Origin of the sequence: Kitasatospora sp. MBT66, from assembly GCF_000710405.2 — a bacterium.
Lineage (GTDB): Bacteria > Actinomycetota > Actinomycetes > Streptomycetales > Streptomycetaceae > Kitasatospora > Kitasatospora purpeofusca.
Genome location: NZ_JAIY01000006.1, coordinates 762,695 through 783,070, shown reverse-complemented (window position 1 = coordinate 783,070; position 20,376 = coordinate 762,695). Strand labels below are relative to the sequence as shown.

Here is a 20,376-nt window from a genome sequence, read left to right as displayed (position 1 = left end):
CAGGCGGCCGTCGAGGAGGGCGACGGCGCGGTCCGCGTACCGGACGAGCTCGGGGTCGTGGGTGGCCAGCACGAGGGTGAGCTGGTGGGAGCGGGCCGCGCTGGTCAGTATCCGCAGGACCTGTTCGGCGGTCTCGCGGTGCAGCGGGGCGGTGGGGTCGTCGGCGAAGACGACCGGCGGGAGCGGCGCGAGGGCGCGGGCGACGGCGATCCGCTGGCGCTGGCCCTGGACCAGCCGTTCCGGCCGGACCTTGGCGAGGTCGCCGATGTCCAGGCGTTCCAGCCACTCGTCGGCGGCGGTGTAGGCGGCCTTGCCGCCGGCGCCGGCCAGCAGCAGGGGCAGGGCGACGTTCTCCCGGGCGGTCAGTTCGGGGACCAGGTGCGGTTCGGAGCCGACGAAGCCGAAGCGGTCGCGGCGCAGCCGTTCGCGGCCGGCCCGGCCGAGGGTGTGCACGGGGGAGCTGTTGAACCAGACCTCGCCCTCGTCCACCGGGAGCAGGGCGGAGAGGCAGCCGAGCAGGGTGCTCTTGCCGGAGCCGCGCGGGCCGGTGACGGCGAGGACTTCGCCCTCCCGGACCCCGAGCGAGACGCCGCGCAGCGCGGGGGTGCCCTGGTGGGACTTGACGATCCCCCGGGCCCACAGCACGTCGTTGTCAGGAGGGGCCGCTGACATGAGGTTCCATCCTGGGTGGCCGCAGGGATATGACAGTCGTCAGATTAGAACGATCGGGCCTGGGCGCGGTTGCGGCACACTGGCCCATCCGGGGCAAATCACCCGCAATCAGGCGTGTTTGATCGACGGACCGATGGCGGAACGGCCGGGAACCGCCGTCGGAACGGCGCCGGAGTACTACCGGTGCCGAGTCGGGGCGGTACCGGTAACCGCAGTCGGGGCAGTGCCGGGAACGCCGCAGGGCGGCCCCGCTGAAGCGGGACCGCCCTGCGACTGAGGGTGGGGAGGAAAGTTCCGAGGGGTCAGATCTTCGCCCACGCGTCGGTGAGGCTGGTCCGCAGGATCTGCTCGATCTCGTCGAAGGTCGACTGGTCGGAGATCAGCGGCGGCGCCAGCTGGATGACCGGGTCGCCACGGTCGTCGGCGCGGCAGTACAGGCCGTTCTCGAAGAGCGCCTTCGACAGGAAGCCGTAGAGCACGCGCTCGACCTCGTCGTCGTTGAACGACTCCTTGGTGACCTTGTCCTTCACGAGCTCGATGCCGTAGAAGTACCCGTTGCCGCGGACGTCGCCGACGATCGGCAGGTCGCGCAGCTTGTCCAGGGTGCCCAGGAACTTCGACTCGTTGTCGAGGACGTGCTGGTTCAGGCCCTCGCGCTCGAAGATGTCGAGGTTGGCCAGCGCCACCGCGGAGGAGACCGGGTGGCCACCGAAGGTGTAGCCGTGCAGGAAGGTGTTGTCACCCTTGTAGAACGGCTCCGCCAGGCGGTCCGAGATGATCGTGGCGCCGATCGGGGAGTAGCCCGAGGTCATGCCCTTGGCGCAGGTGATCATGTCGGGCTGGTAGCCGAACTTGTCGGCGCCGAACATGGTGCCGAGGCGGCCGAAGGCGCAGATGACCTCGTCCGAGACCAGCAGCACGTCGTGGCGGTCGCAGATCTCGCGCAGGCGCTGGAAGTACCCGGGCGGCGGCGGGAAGCAGCCACCGGCGTTCTGCACCGGCTCGACGAAGACCGCGGCGACGGTGTCGGCGCCCTCGTTGAGGATCGCGACCTCGATCTCGTCGGCGCACCAGCGGCCGTACGCCTCGGGGTCGACCGTGCCGTCGGGGCCGGCCAGGAAGGCCGGGGCGCGGTAGATGTTGGTGTTCGGGGCCTTGTGGGTGCCCGGCACCAGCGGCTCGAACGGGGCCTTCAGGCCCGGCAGGCCGGTGATGGACAGGGCGCCCTGCGGGGTGCCGTGGTAGGCGACGGCCCGCGAGATGACCTTGTACTTGGTCGGCTTGCCGGTCAGCTTGAAGTACTGCTTGGCAAGCTTCCAGGCGGTCTCGACGGCCTCGCCGCCACCGGTGGAGAAGAAGACCTTGTTCAGGTCGCCCGGGGCGTAGTTGGCCAGGCGCTCGGCCAGCTCGACGGCCTTCGGGTGGGCGTAGCTCCACACCGGGAAGAAGGCGAGCTCCTTGGCCTGCTTGGCGGCGGCCTCGGCCAGCTCCTCGCGGCCGTGGCCGGCCTGGACGACGAACAGGCCGGCGAGGCCGTCGAGGTACTTGCGTCCCTTGTCGTCCCAGACGTAGGTGCCCTCGCCCTTGACGATCGTCGGCACGGGGGAGTTCTCGTACGACGACATGCGGGTGAAGTGCATCCACAGGTGGTCGTAGGCGGTCTTGGAAAGGTCCTTCTGCGCCGGGTCGGCTGTCATCGGGTGCCCCAGGTGTAGGTCTGTTTCCGGAGCTTCAGGTAAACGAAGCTCTCGGTGCTCCGCACGCCGGGAAGCGCGCGGATGCGCTTGTTGATCATTTCGAGCAGGTGCTCGTCGTCCTCGCAGACCAGTTCGGCCAGGAGGTCGAACGAGCCGGCGGTGCAGACGACGTAGTCGACCTCGTCGAGGGCGGCCAGCGCGTCGGCGACGGGATCGATGTCTCCTTCGACCCGGATTCCGACCATCGCCTGGCGGGTGAAGCCGACGGTGAGCGGGTCCGTGACGGCGACGATCTGCATCACGCCCTGGTCGAGCAGCTTCTGGACGCGCTGTCGCACGGCCGCCTCGGACAGGCCGACGGCCTTGCCGATGGCGGCGTACGGGCGGCGCCCGTCCTCCTGGAGCTGCTCGATGATCGCCTTGGAGGCGGCGTCGAGGGGAACGCTGGCGTTCCGGTCGCGGTTGGCCACGCCGCCACTGTGCCCGATCGGTCTCGTGTGCGCAAGCGCGGCAGCTGCTGATTTCGTCGAGATCTTGGAAAACGCATGCGGATTTCATCGTCTATGCGCGCTCGGCCTGTCGATAACGGCAGTCGTACGGCTACCCTGGCTACGGTACGCGCGCGGCTCCGCTGTGCCGCGCGCATTCCGCCAACCAGTGGACCGCGGCACGACCGGCGCGGCCACTCGGCGCCCGCCGTCGGCCCCGGCAACCGACGTACCATGGCGCCGGATTCTGCAATGCCGCAGGCCGAGACCGAGGAGACATCCGTGAGCGACCTTCGCACGCTGCGCAACTACATCAACGGTGAGTTCGTCGATGCGGCCGACGGCCGCACGCTCGACATCGTCGACCCGACGACCGGCGAGGTCTACGCGACGTCCCCGCTGTCCGGCGCCTCCGACGTCGACGCCGCCATGGACGCCGCCGCGGCCGCGTTCCCGGCCTGGCGGGACTCCACCCCGAGCACCCGGCAGAAGCTGCTGCTGAAGATCGCGGACGCGGTGGAGGCCCGTGCCGACGAGATCGTCGACGCCGAGGTCCGCAACACCGGCAAGCCGCGCGGGCTGACCCTCTCCGAGGAGATCGGTCCGATGGTGGACCAGATCCGCTTCTTCGCCGGCGCCGCCCGCCTGCTGGAGGGCAAGTCCGCCGGTGAGTACATGGACGGCATGACCTCGATCGTCCGCCGCGAGCCGGTCGGCGTCTGCGCCCAGGTGGCGCCGTGGAACTACCCGATGATGATGGCCGTCTGGAAGTTCGCCCCGGCCATCGCCGCCGGCAACACCGTGGTGCTGAAGCCCTCCGACACCACCCCGGCCTCCACCGTGCTGCTGGCCGAGATCATCGGCGGCATCCTCAAGGACCTCGAGCTCCCGGCCGGCGTCTTCAACGTGATCTGCGGCGACCGCGAGACCGGCCGGCTGATGGTCGAGCACCGGACCCCGGCGATGGCCTCCATCACCGGCTCGGTGCGCGCCGGCATCCAGGTCGCCGAGTCGGCCTCCAAGGACGTCAAGCGCGTCCACCTGGAGCTGGGCGGCAAGGCCCCGGTCGTGGTCTTCGAGGACGCCGACATCGCCGAGGCCGTCGAGGGCATCTCGGTGGCGGGCTTCTTCAACGCGGGCCAGGACTGTACCGCCGCCACCCGCGTGCTGGTGCACGAGTCGATCCACGACGCCTTCGTCGAGGCGCTGGCCAAGGCCGCCGCCGAGACCAAGACCGGTGGCGTGGACGACGAGGACGTGCTCTACGGCCCGCTGAACAACGCCAACCAGCTGAAGCAGGTCTCCGGCTTCATCGAGCGCCTGCCGCAGCACGCCAAGGTCGAGGCCGGTGGCCACCGGGTCGGCGACAAGGGCTACTTCTACGCCCCGACCGTCGTCTCCGGCCTGAAGCAGGACGACGAGATCATCCAGAACGAGGTCTTCGGCCCGGTCATCACCGTGCAGCGCTTCTCCGACGAGGAGCAGGCCGTCGACTACGCCAACGGCGTCGAGTTCGCGCTGGCCTCCTCGGTGTGGACCAAGGACCACGCCCGCGCCATGCGGATGTCGCGCCGCCTGGACTTCGGCTGCGTCTGGATCAACACCCACATCCCGCTGGTCGCCGAGATGCCGCACGGTGGCTTCAAGAAGTCCGGCTACGGCAAGGACCTCTCCTCCTACGGCTTCGAGGACTACACCCGCGTCAAGCACGTGATGACCGCCATCTGAGCGAGCACCACCACCGGAGCACGGTCCGACCGGACGACGATCGTGTGATCCGACCATGGGCCCGGGTCCCCGCGACCCGGGCCCTGTGCCTTTGCACCCTGTCGGCCGTTGAGCCGACCGGCTGACAGGATGGCTCTCCACTTCGGTACGGCGAGTCCCTAGCCTTGCCGCATGAGCATCCCCACCGCCGACTCGGCCGCCGGCCAGGCCGTCAAGGCCGCCGACCGCGCGCACGTCTTCCACTCGTGGTCCGCCCAGGCGCTGATCGACCCCCTCGCGGTGGCCGGCGCCGAGGGCTCGTACTTCTGGGACTACGACGGCAACCGCTACCTGGACTTCTCCTCGCAGCTGGTCAACACCAACATCGGGCACCAGCACCCGAAGGTGGTCGCGGCCATCCAGGAGCAGGCGGCGAAGCTCTGCACCATCGCCCCCGGCTTCGCGGTGGAGGCGCGCAGCGAGGCCGCCCGGCTGATCGCCGAGCGCACCCCCGGCGACCTGGACAAGATCTTCTTCACCAACGGCGGCGCCGAGGCCAACGAGAACGCCATCCGGCTGGCCCGGCTGCACACCGGTCGGCAGAAGGTGCTCTCCACCTACCGCTCGTACCACGGCGCCACCGCCAACGCGATCGCCCTCACCGGCGACCCGCGCCGCTGGGCCAGCGAGACCGGTGTCTCCGGCATCGTGCACTTCTGGGGCCCGTACGCCTACCGCAGCAACTTCCACGCCGAGAACGAGGCGCAGGAGTGCGAGCGCGCGCTGGCCCACCTGGAGCAGGTCATCGCCTTCGAGGGCCCCGGCACCGTCGCGGCCGTCATCCTGGAGACCGTGGTCGGCACCGCCGGCATCCTGATCCCGCCGCCCGGCTACCTGGCCGGCGTCCGGGAGATCTGCGACCGCTACGGCATCGTGTTCATCCTCGACGAGGTGATGGCCGGCTTCGGCCGCACCGGCGAGTGGTTCGCCGCCGACCACTGGGGCGTCACCCCGGACCTGCTGACCTTCGCCAAGGGCGTCAACTCGGGCTACGTCCCGCTCGGCGGCGTGGCGATCAGCGCGGAGATCGCCGCCACCTTCGCGGAGCGGCCGTTCCCCGGCGGGCTCACCTACTCCGGCCACCCGCTGGCCTGCGCCTCGGCCGTCGCCACCATCAACACCATGGCGGAGGAGGGCATCGTCGAGAACGCCAAGCACATCGGCGAGACCGTGCTCGGCCCCGGCCTGCGCGAGCTGGCGGAGCGCCACCCGTCCATCGGCGAGGTGCGCGGACTCGGCGTCTTCTGGGCGCTCGACCTGGTGAAGGACCGCGCCACCCGCGAGCCGCTGGTGCCGTACAACGCGGCGGGTGCCGCCAACGGCCCGATCGCCGAGCTGGCCGCCGCGTGCAAGCAGCGCGGGCTCTGGCCGTTCGTGAACATGAACCGCTTCCACGTCGTTCCGCCGTGCACGGTGACGGAGGAGGAGGCGAAGGCCGGCCTCGCCGTCCTCGACGAGGTGCTGTCGCTGGCCGACGCGCACACCGTCTGACTCTCACCGACAGGACGGCCCCGGGCGCCCTCGCGTCCGGGGCCGTCTCCCGCTCCGGAGGCCCCACCATGCCCAGCACCACCCCCGCCCGCCGCCCGAGCGGTCTCCACGGTCCGACCCGCCGCCGTCCGTCCCGCCGCGGGGTGCTCGGCACCGGTGCCGGACTGTTCGGGGCCGCCGCCCTGACCGGCTGCGGCATCCCGTCCGCCTACGTGGACGAGGACCGCCGCTCCGCCCCCGACCGCTCGGAGAGCGAGAAGCGGCTGGGCTTCTCCAACTGGACCCAGTACATCGACGTCGACGACGACGGCGGGCGCCCGACCCTGGACGCCTTCACCGAGCGGACCGGCATCAAGGTCACCTACACCGAGGACATCAACGACAACGACGAGTTCTTCGGCAAGATGGGCCCGGTGCTCACACAGGGCACCGACCCGGGCCGCGACCTGATGGTGGTCAGCGACTGGATGGCCGGCCGGTACGTCTCGCTCGGTTGGGTGCAGGCCATGGACCGGGCCAACCTGCCCAATGTCACGGCGCAGCTGGACCCGCAGCTCGCCGACCCGGCCTTCGACCCCGGGCGCCGGCGCAGCGTGCCCTGGCAGTCCGGGATCACCGGCATCGCGTACAACCGCAAGGAGCTCGGCCGGGAGATCAAGTCCGTCGCCGACCTCTGGGCGCCCGACCTGAAGGGCCGGGTCACCCTGTTCGCCGGGCTGGACGAGGCGCTCGGCCTGCTGATGCTCGCCCAGGGCGCCGACATCTCGGCGTTCACCGAGGACCAGGCCCGGCAGGCGATGGACCTGGTGCAGCGGATGGTCGACAGCCGGCACGTGCGGCGGTTCACCGGCAACGACTACACCAGCGACCTGGCCTCCGGCGCGGCGCTGGCCTGCCAGGCGTACTCCGGCGACGCCGTGCAGCTCACCGCCGAGAACCCGGACATCGCGTTCGTGGTGCCCGAGGAGGGCGGTGAGCTGTGGGCGGAGAGCCTGATGATCCCCAACCGGGCCGAGCACAAGCGCAACGCCGAGCTGCTGATCGACCACTACTACCAGCCCGAGGTGGCCGCCGAGCTGGCGGCCGCGGTGCAGTACATCTGCCCCGTTCCGGCCGCCCGCGAGGTGCTGGCGGCCAGCGGGGACCGGGAGAAGGCGGAGCTGGCGGAGCACCCGCTGCTCTTCCCGACCGAGGAGATGCGGGCCCGGCTGCACACCATGCGCGACGTCGGCTCCGCCGAGCGGCCCGGTCTGCACAAGGTCTGGACCCGGATCACCGGCGTCTGACCGGCGTCCAGGGGCCGTGGCCCCGCCCCCGTCGACCGGTCCTTCTCGGGGCGAGCGCGGGGGCGGGCGGCGACCGGGTCAGCGGCGGACGGCGTCCAGCGCGAGCAGGGCGACATGCAGCGAGAGGCAGGACTCGACCTGGTCGAGGTCGACCCCGAGGATCCGCTCGACCTTGTGCAGCCGGTCGTAGAAGGACGGCCGGGACAGGTGCGCGGCGTCCGCCGCCGCGGACTTGTTCCGGCCCTGCTCCAGGTAGATCCGCAGCATCTGCACCAGCTGGCCGTTGTGCTCGGCGTCGAAGGCGAGCAGCGGCCCCAGCTCCCGCTCCACGTAGGTCTGCAGCCGGGCGTCGTCCCGCAGCAGGTGCAGCAGTCCGCGCAGCCGCACGTCGGGCAGCCGGTAGTAGGACGCGGCCCGGCCGCCGGGCGCGTCGTGCAGCGCCGCGTCGGCGACCTGGGTGGCCTCCAGCAGGGTGCGCCGGGCGTCGCGGACCGAGCCGACCGAGGAGCCGACCGCGACCACCGGTTCCGGCGCGGCGGCGTCCCGGGCCGCCTCGGCGGCCAGCCGGCGCAGCGCCGCGGCGAAGGCGTCCAGCGCGGCGTGCTCGTCCTGCTGCGGGCCGAGCGTGATCAGCACGCCGACGCCCTCGTCGTCCAGGGCCCCGACCAGGGCGGACAGCCGGCAGGCGCGGACGGCGCTGGCCGCGAGTTCGGTGAAGTCGCGCAGCCGGGCCTGGGCCTCCAGCGCGGCCGGGATCGGGCCGCGCCGCTGCCGCAGCACCGCGCCGACCAGCCGCCGCCCCTCCAGCGGCACGCCGAGCGCCTGGGCGCGCAGGGCCACCTCGGAGACGGTCAGCGCATGGGTGAGGATCCCGGAGAGCAGCGTGCGGTGGGTCTGCCGCTCCAGGCTCTCCCGGTCGCGGACCACCAGCCGGTTGAGGGCCAGCGCGGAGGCGCCGCGCTCCAGCAGCATGGTGAACGGGTGCGGCCCGCCCTCCGGCTGCGGACCGGGCTCCTGCATCAGCACCAGCCGGCCCCAGTCCTGCCCGCGGGCGCCGACCGCGGTGACCAGCCAGCCGCTGCGCGGGTCGTACCCGGTGCGCCCGGGCGGGCGCACCCCGCGCGAACGGCGCTCCCAGTCCTCCAGCAGCTCGGCCTCGGGCCGCCCGGCGGACTCGTGGGTGAGCACCTGGTGGGCGAGGTTCTCCAGGACGACCGGGGCTCCCGCTATCCGGGACACCTGGCGGACCACCTCGGCCGGTTCGGCGCCCTCCACGACCAGTTCGTTGAACACCTGGTGGATCGCCTCGGAGGTGCGCAGCTGCTCCAGCTGGGCGTTGACCACCAGGGCGTGCACGGCCTCGGTGACGGAGACGAAGCGCAGTTCGCGGCGGAGCGCGATCAGCGGCAGTCCGCGCTGCTCGGCGGCGTGCACCAAGGCGCGCGGCAGGCTGTCGAAGTAGCGCCGGCCGTACTCGATGACCAGTCCGGCGACGCCGATGTCGGCGAGCTCGCGCACGTACCGGGCCAGGCCCTCGCGGTCCTCGGGCAGGGCGATGCCGGTGCTCAGCACCAGTTCGCCGCCCTGCAGCATGCCGGCGACGTCGGGCAGCTCGCTGACGTGGACCCAGCGGACCGGGCGTTCCAGGTGGTCGGCTCCGGCCACCACCTGGGGGAGGCCGCGGCGCATCACCTCCAGGTCGAGTACACGGGCGACGGTGGGGAGCATCGCGGGGCCTCCAGGGTTCAGAGTGTCAGGGAAATCATCCATCGCGGCGACGACCTGTTGCCCTGCCCGAAGCCTTGCACCTTGTAAGGCGCTTTCCGCCGAGGTTGTCGCAGTGGTCCTTGTCACGCCCCGGCGCCAGCAGGCATGGTCAGCGGGTCGACCGTGACGGTTCCGGCCCTGTGGCCGGAACCCGGCGCCACGAGCGCGACGACCGGCCTGCCGGCCACGCCCTGTCCGCCCCCTCGCCCGCCCCCCACGGCGGCGCGGGCGGGACGGCCCGGGGCGGTCGTCCGGACGGTCGCACCACCGGAACCTGGAGGAACCAGATGGACCTGACCGACTTCGGCGCGGGCGCGCAGTACATCGCGGGCCGACAGAGCCGGGGGAGCGGTGACGCCTTCCAGGTCGTCAACCCGGCCGACGGAAGCGTCGTCGAGGAGTTCTCCCTGGCCTCCACCGGACAGGTCGACGAGGCCGTGGCCGCCGCCCGGGCCGCGCTGCCGGAGTGGGCCGGTGCCACCCCCGGTGCCCGCTCCGAGGCGCTCACCCGGCTGGCCGCCGTCCTCACCGACGCGGCCGCCGACCTCGCCCGGGTGGAGACCGCGCAGACCGGCAAGCCGATCAAGCTCTCCACCGAGTTCGACGTCCCCGGCACCATCGACAACACGGCCTTCTTCGCCGGGGCCGCCCGCAACCTGGAGGGCAAGGCGGCCGGCGAGTACTCCGGCGACCACACCTCGTACGTGCGGCGCGAGGCGATCGGCGTGGTCGGTTCGATCTCGCCCTGGAACTACCCGCTCCAGATGGCCGCCTGGAAGGTCCTCCCGGCGATCGCGGCCGGCAACACCATCGTCCTCAAGCCGGCCGAGCTGACCCCGCTGACCTCGCTGATGTTCGCCCGGGCCTGCACCCTGGCCGGCATCCCGGACGGCGTGGTCAACGTCGTCACCGGCGCGGGCCGGGTCGCGGGCGAGCACCTGGTGTCGCACCCGGACGTCGCGATGGTCTCCTTCACCGGCTCCACCCCGGTCGGCAAGCGGGTCGCCGAACTCGCCACCGCGACCGTCAAGCGCACCCACCTGGAACTCGGCGGCAAGGCCCCGTTCGTGGTCTTCGACGACGCCGACCTCGACGCCGCGGTGCACGGCGCCGTCGCCGCCTCCCTGATCAACAGCGGCCAGGACTGCACCGCCGCCACCCGCGCCTACGTCCAGCGCCCGCTCTACGACGCCTTCGTGGCCGGCGTGGCCGAGCTGTACCGGGGGATCCGGCTGGGCGACCCGCTGGACCCGCGCACCGACCTCGGCCCGCTGGTCTCCTTCACCCACCGCGACCGGGTGGCCGGCTTCGTCGAGCGCGCCCGCGGCTACGCGACCGTGGTCACCGGCGGCGCCGCGCCCGCGAAGGGCCACGACGGCACCGACCTCACCCGCGGCGCCTACTACCGCCCCACCCTGATCACCGGCGCCGCCCAGGACAGCGAGGTCGTCCAGGGCGAGATCTTCGGCCCGGTGCTGGTGGTCCTGCCCTTCGACAGCGACGACGAGGGCCTGCGGCTGGCCAACGACACCCCCTACGGCCTGGCCGCCTCCGCCTGGACCAGCAACGTCCACCGCTCGCTGCGGGCCACCCGCGAGCTGGCGGCCGGCTGCGTCTGGGTCAACGACCACATCCCGATCCTCAGCGAGATGCCCCACGGCGGCTACAAGTCCTCCGGCTACGGCAAGGACATGTCGCAGTACTCGCTGGACGAGTACACGCAGGTCAAGCACGTCATGTTCGACACCACCGCGGTCGCCCGCAAGGACTGGCACCGCACCGTCTTCGGAGACAGATAACCCGGACCGGGGTGCCCCCCACACCCCCCTTCGCCCCCCAGGAGGCCCGTCCCATGGCGTTCAACGAGCTCACCGACGGACTGTCGGAACCGGTCCGCAAGGCCTGGGAACGCAGTCTGACCAGTGGCCGGGCCGCTCTCGGCCGGCGTGCCGTGCTGCGCGCCGCCGCCCTGACCGCCGGCGCGGCCGGCCTCGCCGCCTGCGGCATCCCGCCCGCCGGACACACCGGCGGGACGGGCGACTCCACCGCGAACGCCGCCAAGGACCTCTCGGACAGCGAGAAGGAGGTGAACTTCTCCAACTGGCCGCTCTACGTCGACACCGACGAGAACGACAAGGAGAAGCACGGCACCCTGGAGGCCTTCACCGCCGCCACCGGCATCAAGGTCAGGTACACCGAGGACGTCAACGACAACGTCGAGTTCTTCGGCAAGGTCAAGCCGCAGCTCGCCGCCGGCCAGGACACCGGCCGCGACCTGATGGTGCTCACCGACTGGATGGCGGCCCGGCTGATCCGCCTCGGCTGGGCGCAGAAGCTCAACCCGGCCAACGTCACCACCGCCATCACCAACGTCGAGTCCCGCTTCCGGGCCCCCGACTGGGACCCGGGCCGGCTGTACAGCTACCCGTGGGCCGGCATCCAGGTGGTCATCGCCTACAACCGCAAGGCCACCAAGGGGAAGGAGGTCACCAGTGTCGCCCAGCTGCTGGAGGACCCCGACCTCAAGGGCCGGGTGACCTTCCTCTCCGAGATGCGCGACAGCATCGGCATCACCCTGCTGGACATGGGCAAGGACCCGGCGAAGTTCACCGCCGACGACTACGCTGCCGCGGTCGCCCGGCTGCAGAAGGCGGTCGACAACAAGCAGATCCGCCGCTTCACCGGCAACGACTACGGCCAGGAGCTCTCCTCCGGCGACATCGCCGCCTGCGTCGCCTGGGGCGGCGACCTGATCCAGCTGCAGGCCGACAACCCGGACATCGAGTTCGTCATCCCCGAGAAGGGCTTCGTGACCAGCACCGACAACCTGCTGGTCCCGGCCAGGGCGCAGCACAAGACGAACGCCGAGAAGTTGATCGACTTCTACTATCAGCCGAAGATCGCGGCGCAGCTGACCGCAGGCATCGGCTTCGTCTCCGCCGTCACCGGGGTGAAGGAGGAACTGGCCGCGATCGCCCCGGACAGCGCCGCCAACCCGCTGGTCGTCCCCACCCCCGGGATGGCGGCCAAGGCGCACGTCTTCCGGACCCTCACCGAGACCGAGGAGAGCGACTTCGAGGAGAAGTTCTCCAAGCTCATCGGCGCCTGACCCCCACTGACGGCAGCGAACCCAGAGAGACACCATCCATGACAGAGCAGCAGAGCCCCGCAGCCGTCGGCGGCGACGTCCGGCTCACCGGCATCGGCAAGACCTACGGCTCCTTCACCGCCGTCCACCCGCTGGACCTGACCGTCCCCCAGGGCTCCTTCTTCGCCCTGCTCGGCGCCTCCGGCTGCGGCAAGACCACCACCCTGCGGATGATCGCCGGCCTGGAGGAGCCCACCAGCGGCACCGTCCTCATCGGCGGCCAGGACGTCACCGCGCTGCCCCCGTACAAGCGGCCGGTGAACACCGTCTTCCAGAGCTACGCGCTCTTCCCGCACCTCGACATCTTCGAGAACGTCGCCTTCGGCCTGCGCCGGCGCGGCCGCAAGGACGTCAAGAAGCAGGTCGAGGACATGCTCGAACTCGTCGAGCTCGGCCAGTACGCCCGGCGCAAGCCGCACCAGCTCTCCGGCGGCCAGCAGCAGCGCGTCGCCGTCGCCCGCGCGCTCATCAACCACCCGCAGGTGCTGCTCCTCGACGAGCCGCTCGGCGCCCTCGACCTCAAGCTCCGCCGCCAGATGCAGCTGGAGCTCAAGCGGATCCAGACCGAGGTCGGCATCACCTTCGTGCACGTCACCCACGACCAGGAGGAGGCCATGACCATGGCCGACACCATCGCGGTGATGAACGGCGGCCGGGTCGAGCAGCTCGGCGCGCCCGCCGAGCTCTACGAGAACCCCGCCACCACCTTCGTGGCCAACTTCCTCGGCCAGTCCAACCTGCTGCCCGCCGACGTCACCGGCGGCGCCGGCGAGGACCTGCTGCTCAGCGCCGCCGGCGCCCGGCTCACCGTGCCCCGGGCCCGCTGCGCCACCGAGGCCAGGCGGGTCCACCTCGGCGTCCGCCCGGAGAAGATCACCATCGAGCACGGCTCCGCCGAGGTCGCCGAGGGCCGCAACCGGCTGGCCGGCACGGTCGTCGACTCCAGCTTCATCGGCGTCTCCACCCAGTACCTGGTGCGCACCGACGGCGGCCAGGAGGTCACCGTCTTCGAGCAGAACATGGAGCGCGACGCCCGGGTCGTCCCCGGCGCCCCGGTGGTCCTGCACTGGAACCCGGCGCACTCCTTCGCCCTCGACGCCGCGCAGGCGATCGACGCGGGCACCGGGGAGGCGGCGGCATGAGCACCCTCACCGAGGCCGCCCCGCCGCAGGCGATACCCCCCGACAGCGGCCAGCCCGCCGGCTCCGCACCCAGGACCCGGCGCAAGCTCACCCCGTACTGGCTGCTGCTGCCCGGCGTCGCCTGGCTGGTCGTCTTCTTCGCCGTGCCGATGCTCTACCAGGGCTCCACCTCGCTGCAGACCGGCTCGCTCGAGGACGGCTTCCGCGTCACCTGGCACCTCGCCACGTACTGGGACGCCCTGGTCGAGTACAAGTGGCACTTCGTCCGCTCGTTCGGCTACGCGGCCACCGCGACCCTGCTCTGCCTCGCCATCGGCTACCCGCTCGCCTACACGATCGCCTTCAAGGCGAGCAAGCGCTGGCGCAGCGTGCTGCTGATCCTGGTCATCGCGCCGTTCTTCACCAGCTTCCTGATCCGCACGCTGGCCTGGAAGACCATCCTCTCGGACGGCGGCCCGGTGGTCGGCCTGCTCAACACCCTGCACGTGCTGGACGTCACCAGCGCGATCGGCCTCACCTCCGGCGACCGCGTGCTGGCCACCCCGCTCGCCGTGGTCTGCGGCCTCACCTACAACTTCCTGCCGTTCATGATCCTGCCGCTGTACACCTCGCTGGAGCGGATCGACCCGCGCCTGCACGAGGCCGCCGGGGACCTCTACGCCCGCCCGTTCACCACCTTCCGCAAGGTCACCTTCCCGATCTCGCTCCCCGGTGTGGTCGCGGGCACCCTGCTCACCTTCATCCCGGCCTCCGGCGACTACATCAACGCCCAGCTGCTGGGCTCGCCGAGCGAGCAGATGGTCGGCAACGGCATCCAGAAGCAGTTCCTGAACGTGCTCGACTACCCCACGGCCGCCGCGCTCAGCTTCATCCTGATGGCCCTGATCCTGGGCATGGTGACGGTCTACATGCGCAAGGCCGGGACGGAGGAACTGGTCTGATGTCCCGATTCTTCACATGGATCCGCGCGCACCTGGTGGTGCTGGCGGGCCTGCTGGCCCTCGCCTACCTGGTACTGCCCAACCTGGTGGTCCTCGCCTTCTCGTTCAACAAGCCGGTCGGCAAGTTCAACTACGAGTGGAACGAGTTCTCCACCGACGCCTGGACCGACCCCTGCGGCGTCGCCGACATGTGCCAGTCGCTCTCGCTGAGCCTCCAGGTCGCGGTGCTCGCCACCGTCGGCGCCACCGTGCTCGGCACCATGGTCGCCTTCGCGCTGGCCCGCTACCGCTTCCGCGGCCGCTCCGCCACCACCGCGATGATCTTCCTGCCGATGGCCATGCCCGAGGTGGTCATGGCCGCCTCGCTCGGCACGCTCTTCCTCAACATGCGCATCCCGTTCGGCTTCACCACCATCCTCATCGCGCACATCATGTTCTGCCTGAGCTTCGTGGTGACGGCGGTCAAGGCACGCGTGATGAGCATGGACCCGAGGCTCGAGCAGGCCGCCCAGGACCTCTACGCCACCCCGGTCCAGACCTTCCTACGGGTCACCCTGCCCCTCGCCGCCCCCGGCATCGCGGCCGGCGCGCTGCTCAGCTTCGCGCTCTCCTTCGACGACTTCATCATCACCCAGTTCAACTCGGGACCGACCACGGTCACCTTCCCGATGTTCGTCTGGGGCGCCTCGCAGCGCGGCATCCCGGTCCAGGTGAACGTCATCGGCACCGCGATGTTCATCGCCGCCGTCGGGCTCACCGTGGGCGGGCAGTGGCTCGGGAACCGCCGGAAGGCGACCGCCTGACCGCCCCGGCCGCCGTCCCGGCGTACCGTCGGGACGGCGGCCGATCATCACCATCAATGTGCAGAAAGTGGCTGATAATGCATGGACTCCGCCCGCGCGCTCAGTGACGCCAGGCCCACCCCCTTCTGGCTCGAGGACCCGGGGCGGCCGACGGCGCAGCCCGCCCTGGTCGGCGACGCCCACTGCGACCTCCTGGTCGTCGGCGGCGGCTACTCCGGCCTCTGGACCGCCCTCGTCGCCAAGGAGCGCGACCCCTCCCTGGACGTCGTCCTGGTCGAGGGCCAGGAAGTGGGCTGGGCCGCGTCCGGGCGCAACGGCGGATTCTGCGCGGCCAGCCTGACCCACGGCTTCGGCAACGGCCTGCAGCGCTGGCCCGCCGAGCTCGGCCGGCTGGAGCGCCTCGGCGCCGACAACCTCGACGGCATCGAGACCACCCTCACCCGCTACGGCATCGACGCCGAGTGGGAGCGCACCGGCGAGATCGACATCGCCACCCAGCCGCACCAGCTCGACGAACTCCACGAGGTCGCCGAGGCCGTCGCCCAGTACGGCCTCGACGTCACCGTGCTCGGCCGCGACGAGCTGCGCGCCCAGGTCGACTCGCCGACCTTCCTCGGCGGGATCTGGGACAAGGAGGGCGTGGCCATGGTCCACCCCGCCAAGCTCGCCTGGGGCCTCAAGCAGGCCTGCCTCGGCCTGGGCGTGCGGATCTTCGAGCACACCCCGGCCGAGGCCCTGCGCGAGCACGGCGCCGGCATGGCCGTCCGCACCCCCTACGGCCGGATCTTCGCCGGCAAGGTCGCGCTCGGCACCAACGCCTTCCCCTCGCTGGTCAAGCGCGTCCGTCCGTTCATCGTCCCGGTGTACGACTACGCGCTGATGACCGAGCCGCTCAGCGACGAGCAGCTGGCCGCGATCGGCTGGAAGGGCCGCCAGGGCCTCAGCGACAGCGCCAACAAGTTCCACTACTTCCGGCTCTCCGCGGACAACCGGATCCTCTGGGGCGGGTACGACGCCGTCTACCGGTTCGGCGGGCACGTCCGGCACGAGTACGACCAGCGGCCGGAGACCTTCCGCACCCTGGCCCGGAACTTCTTCACCTGCTTCCCGCAACTGGAGGGCGTCCGCTTCACCAACGCGTGGGGCGGCGCGATCGACACCTGCACCAGGTTCTCCGCGTTCTTCGACACCGCCTACCGGGGCCGGGTCGCCTACGCCGCCGGCTACACCGGCCTCGGCGTCGGCGCCACCCGGTTCGGTGCCGAGGTCATGCTCGACCTGCTCGCGGGCGAGCGCACCGAGCGCACCGAACTGGAGATGGTGCGGCGCAAGCCGCTGCCCTTCCCGCCCGAGCCCGTCCGCTGGGCCGGCATCGGGATCACCACCCGCTCGCTGGAGCGCGCCGACCGCACCGGCGGGGAGCGCAACCTGTGGCTGCGCACCCTCGACAAGCTGGGGCTCGGCTTCGACAGCTGACCGGTGCACGAGCTGACCGGTACAACGGGTCCGGTCCACGAGTTCGGTTCACGAATCCGGGCCGGACCCGTGAACCGGACCCGTGTACTCGTGTAAGAGAGACCCGCCGTTCGCCTCTCGAAGGTGACGGCGGGTCTCCGCATGCCCCGCCGCGTTATCGAACACACCGACGCGCAGAGCGGGGACAGCACATGGAGACCACGGCACTCGACTGGCTGGCCCAGGCCGCGCCGGACCCGCAGGCCTTCCGGGCCCAGTGGGAACGCTCCGGCCTCGGCCTGGTCCTGCTCCCGGCCGGACGGCACTGGGACGTCCTCTCGGTACCCGGCCGGCTGGGCCGCCCGGTCGTCGAACTCCTCGGCACCGGCTCCTGCGGACCGGTCCTGGCCGACTTCGGTGACGAGCACATCGGCTTCCTGGTGCCCGCCGGCACCGCCGCCCGCTGGATCGGCACCGGCGTGCGCTGCGCCGGGGAGGGCACCTGGATCGTCGTCCCCCACCCCGAGCGGCGGGGCCGGGGCGTGCGCTGGCTCGTACCGCCCGACGGGTCCGGACGGCTCAACGACCCCGTACTCCTGGAACTCGCCCTGCACGAGGCGGCGGCCGGGCTCGGCGACTGGTGACCGGAGCGGTCCGGCCCGCCTGCGGTCCTCCCGGTCGGGCGCGCCGGAGGGGGCGGCGCGCCAGACTGGAGGGGTGACCACAGCCCCGGACGCCGTCGACCCCGCCCTCCACCCCGGCCCGGCCCAGCTGCGCCTCGTCGACCGGGCCCGACCCGTGCGCGAGCGGTACGGCCTCGCCCTCGCGGGCGGGCACGCCCTGCGCGCCCACGGCGTCCGGGCCTGCGACCAGGACGGAATCACCCTGGTGGCCACCGGGACCGCCGACCTGCCCCGGGCCGCCGCCGAGCTGGCGCAGGCCTACCGGACGGTGGGCGGCGTGGTCGCGGAGCGTCCCGGCACGCCCCGGCTGGAACAGCTCTCCGTCCGGCTCACCCTGGGCGGGCGGGCGCACACCGTCGAACTGCGCAAGGAACCGCTGGGGCACCGTCCGGTCCGCCTCGACCTCGGCGGCCCCGGTCCCGACGGCGCTGGTTCCGACGGCGTTGGTTCCGACAGCGTTGGTTCCGACAGCGCGCCCGGCACCCCGCTCGTGGTGGACACGGTCGCGCTGGAGGACGCCGCCGCCCTCACCACCGCGCTGCTCGTCGACCGGGCGATGCCCCGGGACCTGATCGACGTGCACGCCCTCACCGCCTGCTACCGGGAGGGCGAACTGCTCGCGCTGGCCACCGCGCTGGACGCCGAGTTCCAGCCCACCGCTCTCGCCGACCGGCTGGAGACCCTGGCCGAGGCCGCCGACGGGCGGTTCCGGGCCCGCGGCCTGCCCGGCGGGGAGGTCGACGCGCTGAAGCGGTGGGCGCTGGCCTGGGCCCAGGACCTCAGGCTGGACCTCCTGGAGACCCGTGAGGACGCGGACGGCCTGCACGACCCGTACCTCGAGGACGTGGAGGCCCGGGAGGACCTGGTGGACCTGGTGGACCTGGAAGACGTGGAGGACGTGGAGGACCGGGCCCTCGGAACGGGTCGGCAGTACGACCTGTAAGGCTGAATCCGCAATCCCCGTCAGCCTGTTCGTTGAGGCAGCCCCCACCGCCCAGCAGACTGGACGAGTGAGCGCGGTAGCCCCGTGACCTCGCCGCCCCCGTCCCGTGCGGGCGGCGTCACACAAGGGACCGGTGGCGCAAGGCCGCCCGGACTTCGGAGGCAGACGGACCTTGAGCAAGCACATCACCCACTGGATCGGCGGCCGCCCGGTCGCCACCGCCGGTGCCGCGCCCCGTCGCGGTGACATCTTCGACCCGGCCACCGGCCAGGTCACGGGCCACGTCGACTTCGCGGACGTCGCGGACGTCGACCAGGCGGTTGCCGCCGCCGCCTCGGCCTTCACCGAGTGGCGCGCCGCCTCGATCGCCAAGCGCACCACGGTGCTCTTCGCCTTCCGCGAGCTGCTCAACGCCCGCAAGGACGAGCTGGCGTCGATCATCGTCGCCGAGCACGGCAAGGTGCACTCGGACGCGCTCGGCGAGATCGCCCGCGGCCTCGAGGTCGTCGAGTACGCCTGTGGCATCCCGCAGCTGCTCAAGGGCGGCTTCACCGAGCAGGCCTCCACCGGCATCGATGTCTACTCGATCCGTCAGCCGCTCGGCCCGGTCGCCATCATCTCGCCGTTCAACTTCCCGGCCATGGTGCCGATGTGGTTCTTCCCGATCGCCGTCGCGGCCGGCAACACCGTGGTGCTCAAGCCGTCCGAGAAGGACCCGTCCGCCGCCAACTTCCTGGCCGAGCTGTGGAAGGAGGCCGGTCTGCCGGACGGCGTCTTCAACGTCGTCCACGGTGACAAGGTCGCCGTGGACCGGCTGCTGGAGCACCCCGACATCAAGTCGGTCAGCTTCGTGGGCTCCACCCCGATCGCCCGCTACGTCTACGAGACCGGCACCCGCTACGGCAAGCGCGTCCAGGCCCTCGGCGGCGCCAAGAACCACATGCTGGTCCTGCCGGACGCCGACCTCGACCTGAGCGCCGACGCCGCCGTCAACGCCGGCTTCGGCGCGGCCGGCGAGCGCTGCATGGCGGTCTCCGTCCTGGTCGCGGTCGACCCGATCGGCGACGAGCTGGTCGAGAAGATCAAGCAGCGGATCGCCACCCTCAAGGTCGGCCCCGGCTGCAACGGCGAGTCCGAGATGGGCCCGCTCGTCACCGGCCAGCACCGGGACAAGGTCACCTCCTACGTGGAGTCCGGCCTCGCCGACGGCGCCGAGCTGGCCGTCGACGGCCGCAAGCACGAGATCACCGCCGAGGACCGCAACGGTTCGCCGACCGCGGACGGCTTCTGGCTCGGCCCCACCCTGTTCGACCACGTCAAGCCCGGCATGTCCGTCTACAACGACGAGATCTTCGGCCCGGTCCTGTCCGTGGTGCGGGTCGACTCCTACGAGGAGGGCCTGGCCCTCATCAACGCGAACCCGTACGGCAACGGCACCGCCATCTTCACCAACGACGGCGGCGCGGCCCGGCGCTTCCAGTACGAGGTCGAGGTCGGCATGGTCGGCATCAACGTGCCGATCCCGGTCCCGGTCGCCTACTACTCCTTCGGCGGCTGGAAGGCCTCGCTGTTCGGCGACGCCCACGCCTACGGCCAGGACGGCGTCCAGTTCTTCACCCGCGGCAAGGCGGTCACCCAGCGCTGGCTGGACCCCTCGCACGGTGGCATCAACCTGGGCTTCCCGACCAACAACTGATCCGGACGGGCACCCGCCCGCTCCCGCTCCGAGCCCCTCCCGCTCGACAGGCCGGCCCGCACCCGTGCGGGCCGGCCTGCGGCTTGTCCCGGGAGTTTGCCGGGCGTTTGCCTTCGGCCGCGAACCGGCGTAGTGTTCCCTAGTCGCTCGACAGGGAGCACCGGACACGCAGCAGCGCGGACGGTCCCGGGGCGGCCAATCCTCGAAACACCACTTCCAGAACCGACTGAGCTGCGCCATGCCTTTTGGCTTTCGCAGCAAGGGTTTGTTTTGTTGTGCTCATTTTTGAGGATTGCGGCCGGATTCGCTTTTCGGAGCGGGGATCGGCTAGAGTTTGAAACGTCGGACGGGGCGTCAAGCCGCAGAAGACACCAGCGAGTTGGACGAAGGAAGCGCC

16 protein-coding genes are annotated in these 20,376 nt (G+C 71.5%); 12 read left to right on the top strand and 4 right to left on the bottom strand.

Annotated elements, in window-relative coordinates; all coding sequences use genetic code 11:
* From BI06_RS15955 to BI06_RS15945, 3 genes are all read right to left on the bottom strand, one after another.
* On the bottom strand, nt 1-672 hold a 672-nt coding region (locus tag BI06_RS15955; RefSeq protein ID WP_043469711.1), incomplete at its 3' end, for an ABC transporter ATP-binding protein.
* Nucleotides 673-974: 302 nt separating this feature from the next.
* A complete protein-coding gene (locus BI06_RS15950) occupies nt 975-2,369 on the bottom strand; it encodes an aspartate aminotransferase family protein (RefSeq protein WP_030396760.1) in 1,395 nt (464 codons plus the stop codon).
* On the bottom strand, nt 2,366-2,839 hold the full coding sequence (locus BI06_RS15945; protein WP_030396761.1) for an Lrp/AsnC family transcriptional regulator: 474 nt from the start codon (nt 2,837-2,839) through the stop codon (nt 2,366-2,368). Before BI06_RS15945 ends, BI06_RS15950 begins: the two co-directional genes overlap by 4 nt.
* A 270-nt stretch (nt 2,840-3,109) precedes the next feature.
* Between BI06_RS15945 and BI06_RS15940 the strand changes: the two genes are divergently transcribed.
* The 3 genes from BI06_RS15940 (at nt 3,110) to BI06_RS15930 (ending at nt 7,401) form a co-directional block, all read left to right on the top strand.
* Complete coding sequence (locus BI06_RS15940) at nt 3,110-4,585, top strand: gamma-aminobutyraldehyde dehydrogenase (RefSeq protein ID WP_030396762.1); 1,476 nt, start codon at nt 3,110-3,112, stop codon at nt 4,583-4,585.
* 171 nt (nt 4,586-4,756) lie between these two features.
* Entirely contained in the window at nt 4,757-6,115 is a 1,359-nt protein-coding gene (locus BI06_RS15935) for an aspartate aminotransferase family protein (RefSeq protein WP_030396763.1), read from the top strand.
* Nucleotides 6,116-6,183: 68 nt separating this feature from the next.
* Nucleotides 6,184-7,401: a spermidine/putrescine ABC transporter substrate-binding protein gene (locus tag BI06_RS15930; protein ID WP_051741108.1), complete on the top strand. Its 1,218-nt coding sequence runs from the start codon at nt 6,184-6,186 to the stop codon at nt 7,399-7,401.
* Nucleotides 7,402-7,479: 78 nt separating this feature from the next.
* Here the strand turns inward: BI06_RS15930 and BI06_RS15925 are convergent, their stop codons facing one another.
* Nucleotides 7,480-9,129 (bottom strand): PucR family transcriptional regulator, encoded by a 1,650-nt coding sequence (locus tag BI06_RS15925; RefSeq protein WP_043468744.1) that lies wholly within the window; start codon nt 9,127-9,129, stop codon nt 7,480-7,482.
* A gap of 326 nt (nt 9,130-9,455) precedes the next feature.
* On the opposite strand from BI06_RS15925, the gene BI06_RS15920 reads away from it, so the two are divergent.
* The 9 genes from BI06_RS15920 (at nt 9,456) to BI06_RS15880 (ending at nt 19,979) form a co-directional block, all read left to right on the top strand.
* Nucleotides 9,456-10,967: a gamma-aminobutyraldehyde dehydrogenase gene (locus BI06_RS15920; RefSeq protein WP_043468742.1), complete on the top strand. Its 1,512-nt coding sequence runs from the start codon at nt 9,456-9,458 to the stop codon at nt 10,965-10,967.
* A 53-nt stretch (nt 10,968-11,020) separates the two neighbouring features.
* The gene (locus tag BI06_RS15915; RefSeq protein ID WP_043468739.1) at nt 11,021-12,277 is read left to right on the top strand and encodes a spermidine/putrescine ABC transporter substrate-binding protein; all 1,257 of its coding nucleotides are present in this window, start codon (nt 11,021-11,023) and stop codon (nt 12,275-12,277) included.
* 38 nt (nt 12,278-12,315) lie between these two features.
* Entirely contained in the window at nt 12,316-13,458 is a 1,143-nt protein-coding gene (locus BI06_RS15910; RefSeq protein WP_043468736.1) for an ABC transporter ATP-binding protein, read from the top strand.
* Complete coding sequence (locus tag BI06_RS15905) at nt 13,455-14,399, top strand: ABC transporter permease (protein WP_030396769.1); 945 nt, start codon at nt 13,455-13,457, stop codon at nt 14,397-14,399. Before BI06_RS15910 ends, BI06_RS15905 begins: the two co-directional genes overlap by 4 nt.
* Nucleotides 14,399-15,202 carry an ABC transporter permease gene (locus BI06_RS15900; RefSeq protein WP_030396770.1) on the top strand — a complete coding sequence of 268 codons (804 nt, stop codon included), beginning with the start codon at nt 14,399-14,401 and terminating at the stop codon, nt 15,200-15,202. Before BI06_RS15905 ends, BI06_RS15900 begins: the two co-directional genes overlap by 1 nt.
* Nucleotides 15,203-15,283: 81 nt before the next feature.
* Nucleotides 15,284-16,678 carry an FAD-binding oxidoreductase gene (locus BI06_RS15895; protein WP_043468734.1) on the top strand — a complete coding sequence of 465 codons (1,395 nt, stop codon included), beginning with the start codon at nt 15,284-15,286 and terminating at the stop codon, nt 16,676-16,678.
* A 191-nt stretch (nt 16,679-16,869) separates the two neighbouring features.
* Nucleotides 16,870-17,301 (top strand): bifunctional DNA primase/polymerase, encoded by a 432-nt coding sequence (locus BI06_RS15890; protein WP_030396772.1) that lies wholly within the window; start codon nt 16,870-16,872, stop codon nt 17,299-17,301.
* A 73-nt stretch (nt 17,302-17,374) separates the two neighbouring features.
* The gene (locus BI06_RS15885) at nt 17,375-18,283 is read left to right on the top strand and encodes a hypothetical protein (RefSeq protein WP_051741106.1); all 909 of its coding nucleotides are present in this window, start codon (nt 17,375-17,377) and stop codon (nt 18,281-18,283) included.
* A gap of 172 nt (nt 18,284-18,455) precedes the next feature.
* Nucleotides 18,456-19,979: a CoA-acylating methylmalonate-semialdehyde dehydrogenase gene (locus tag BI06_RS15880; RefSeq protein WP_030396774.1), complete on the top strand. Its 1,524-nt coding sequence runs from the start codon at nt 18,456-18,458 to the stop codon at nt 19,977-19,979.
* The last annotated feature ends 397 nt before the right edge of the window (nt 19,980-20,376 follow it).

Excerpts from the sequence above, each read along its gene's own strand:
- BI06_RS15930 (WP_051741108.1), top strand. The coding sequence starts at position 6,184 with ATGCCCAGCACCACCCCCGCCCGCCGCCCGAGCGGTCTCCACGGTCCG.
- BI06_RS15905 (WP_030396769.1), top strand. The coding sequence starts at position 13,455 with ATGAGCACCCTCACCGAGGCCGCCCCGCCGCAGGCGATACCCCCCGAC.
- BI06_RS15920 (WP_043468742.1), top strand. The coding sequence starts at position 9,456 with ATGGACCTGACCGACTTCGGCGCGGGCGCGCAGTACATCGCGGGCCGA.
- BI06_RS15940 (WP_030396762.1), top strand. The coding sequence starts at position 3,110 with ATGCCGCAGGCCGAGACCGAGGAGACATCCGTGAGCGACCTTCGCACG.
- BI06_RS15910 (WP_043468736.1), top strand. The coding sequence starts at position 12,316 with ATGACAGAGCAGCAGAGCCCCGCAGCCGTCGGCGGCGACGTCCGGCTC.
- BI06_RS15915 (WP_043468739.1), top strand. The coding sequence starts at position 11,021 with ATGGCGTTCAACGAGCTCACCGACGGACTGTCGGAACCGGTCCGCAAG.
- BI06_RS15950 (WP_030396760.1), bottom strand. The coding sequence starts at position 2,369 with ATGACAGCCGACCCGGCGCAGAAGGACCTTTCCAAGACCGCCTACGAC.
- BI06_RS15895 (WP_043468734.1), top strand. The coding sequence starts at position 15,284 with ATGGACTCCGCCCGCGCGCTCAGTGACGCCAGGCCCACCCCCTTCTGG.
- BI06_RS15900 (WP_030396770.1), top strand. The coding sequence starts at position 14,399 with ATGTCCCGATTCTTCACATGGATCCGCGCGCACCTGGTGGTGCTGGCG.
- BI06_RS15890 (WP_030396772.1), top strand. The coding sequence starts at position 16,870 with ATGGAGACCACGGCACTCGACTGGCTGGCCCAGGCCGCGCCGGACCCG.
- BI06_RS15935 (WP_030396763.1), top strand. The coding sequence starts at position 4,757 with ATGAGCATCCCCACCGCCGACTCGGCCGCCGGCCAGGCCGTCAAGGCC.
- BI06_RS15925 (WP_043468744.1), bottom strand. The coding sequence starts at position 9,129 with ATGCTCCCCACCGTCGCCCGTGTACTCGACCTGGAGGTGATGCGCCGC.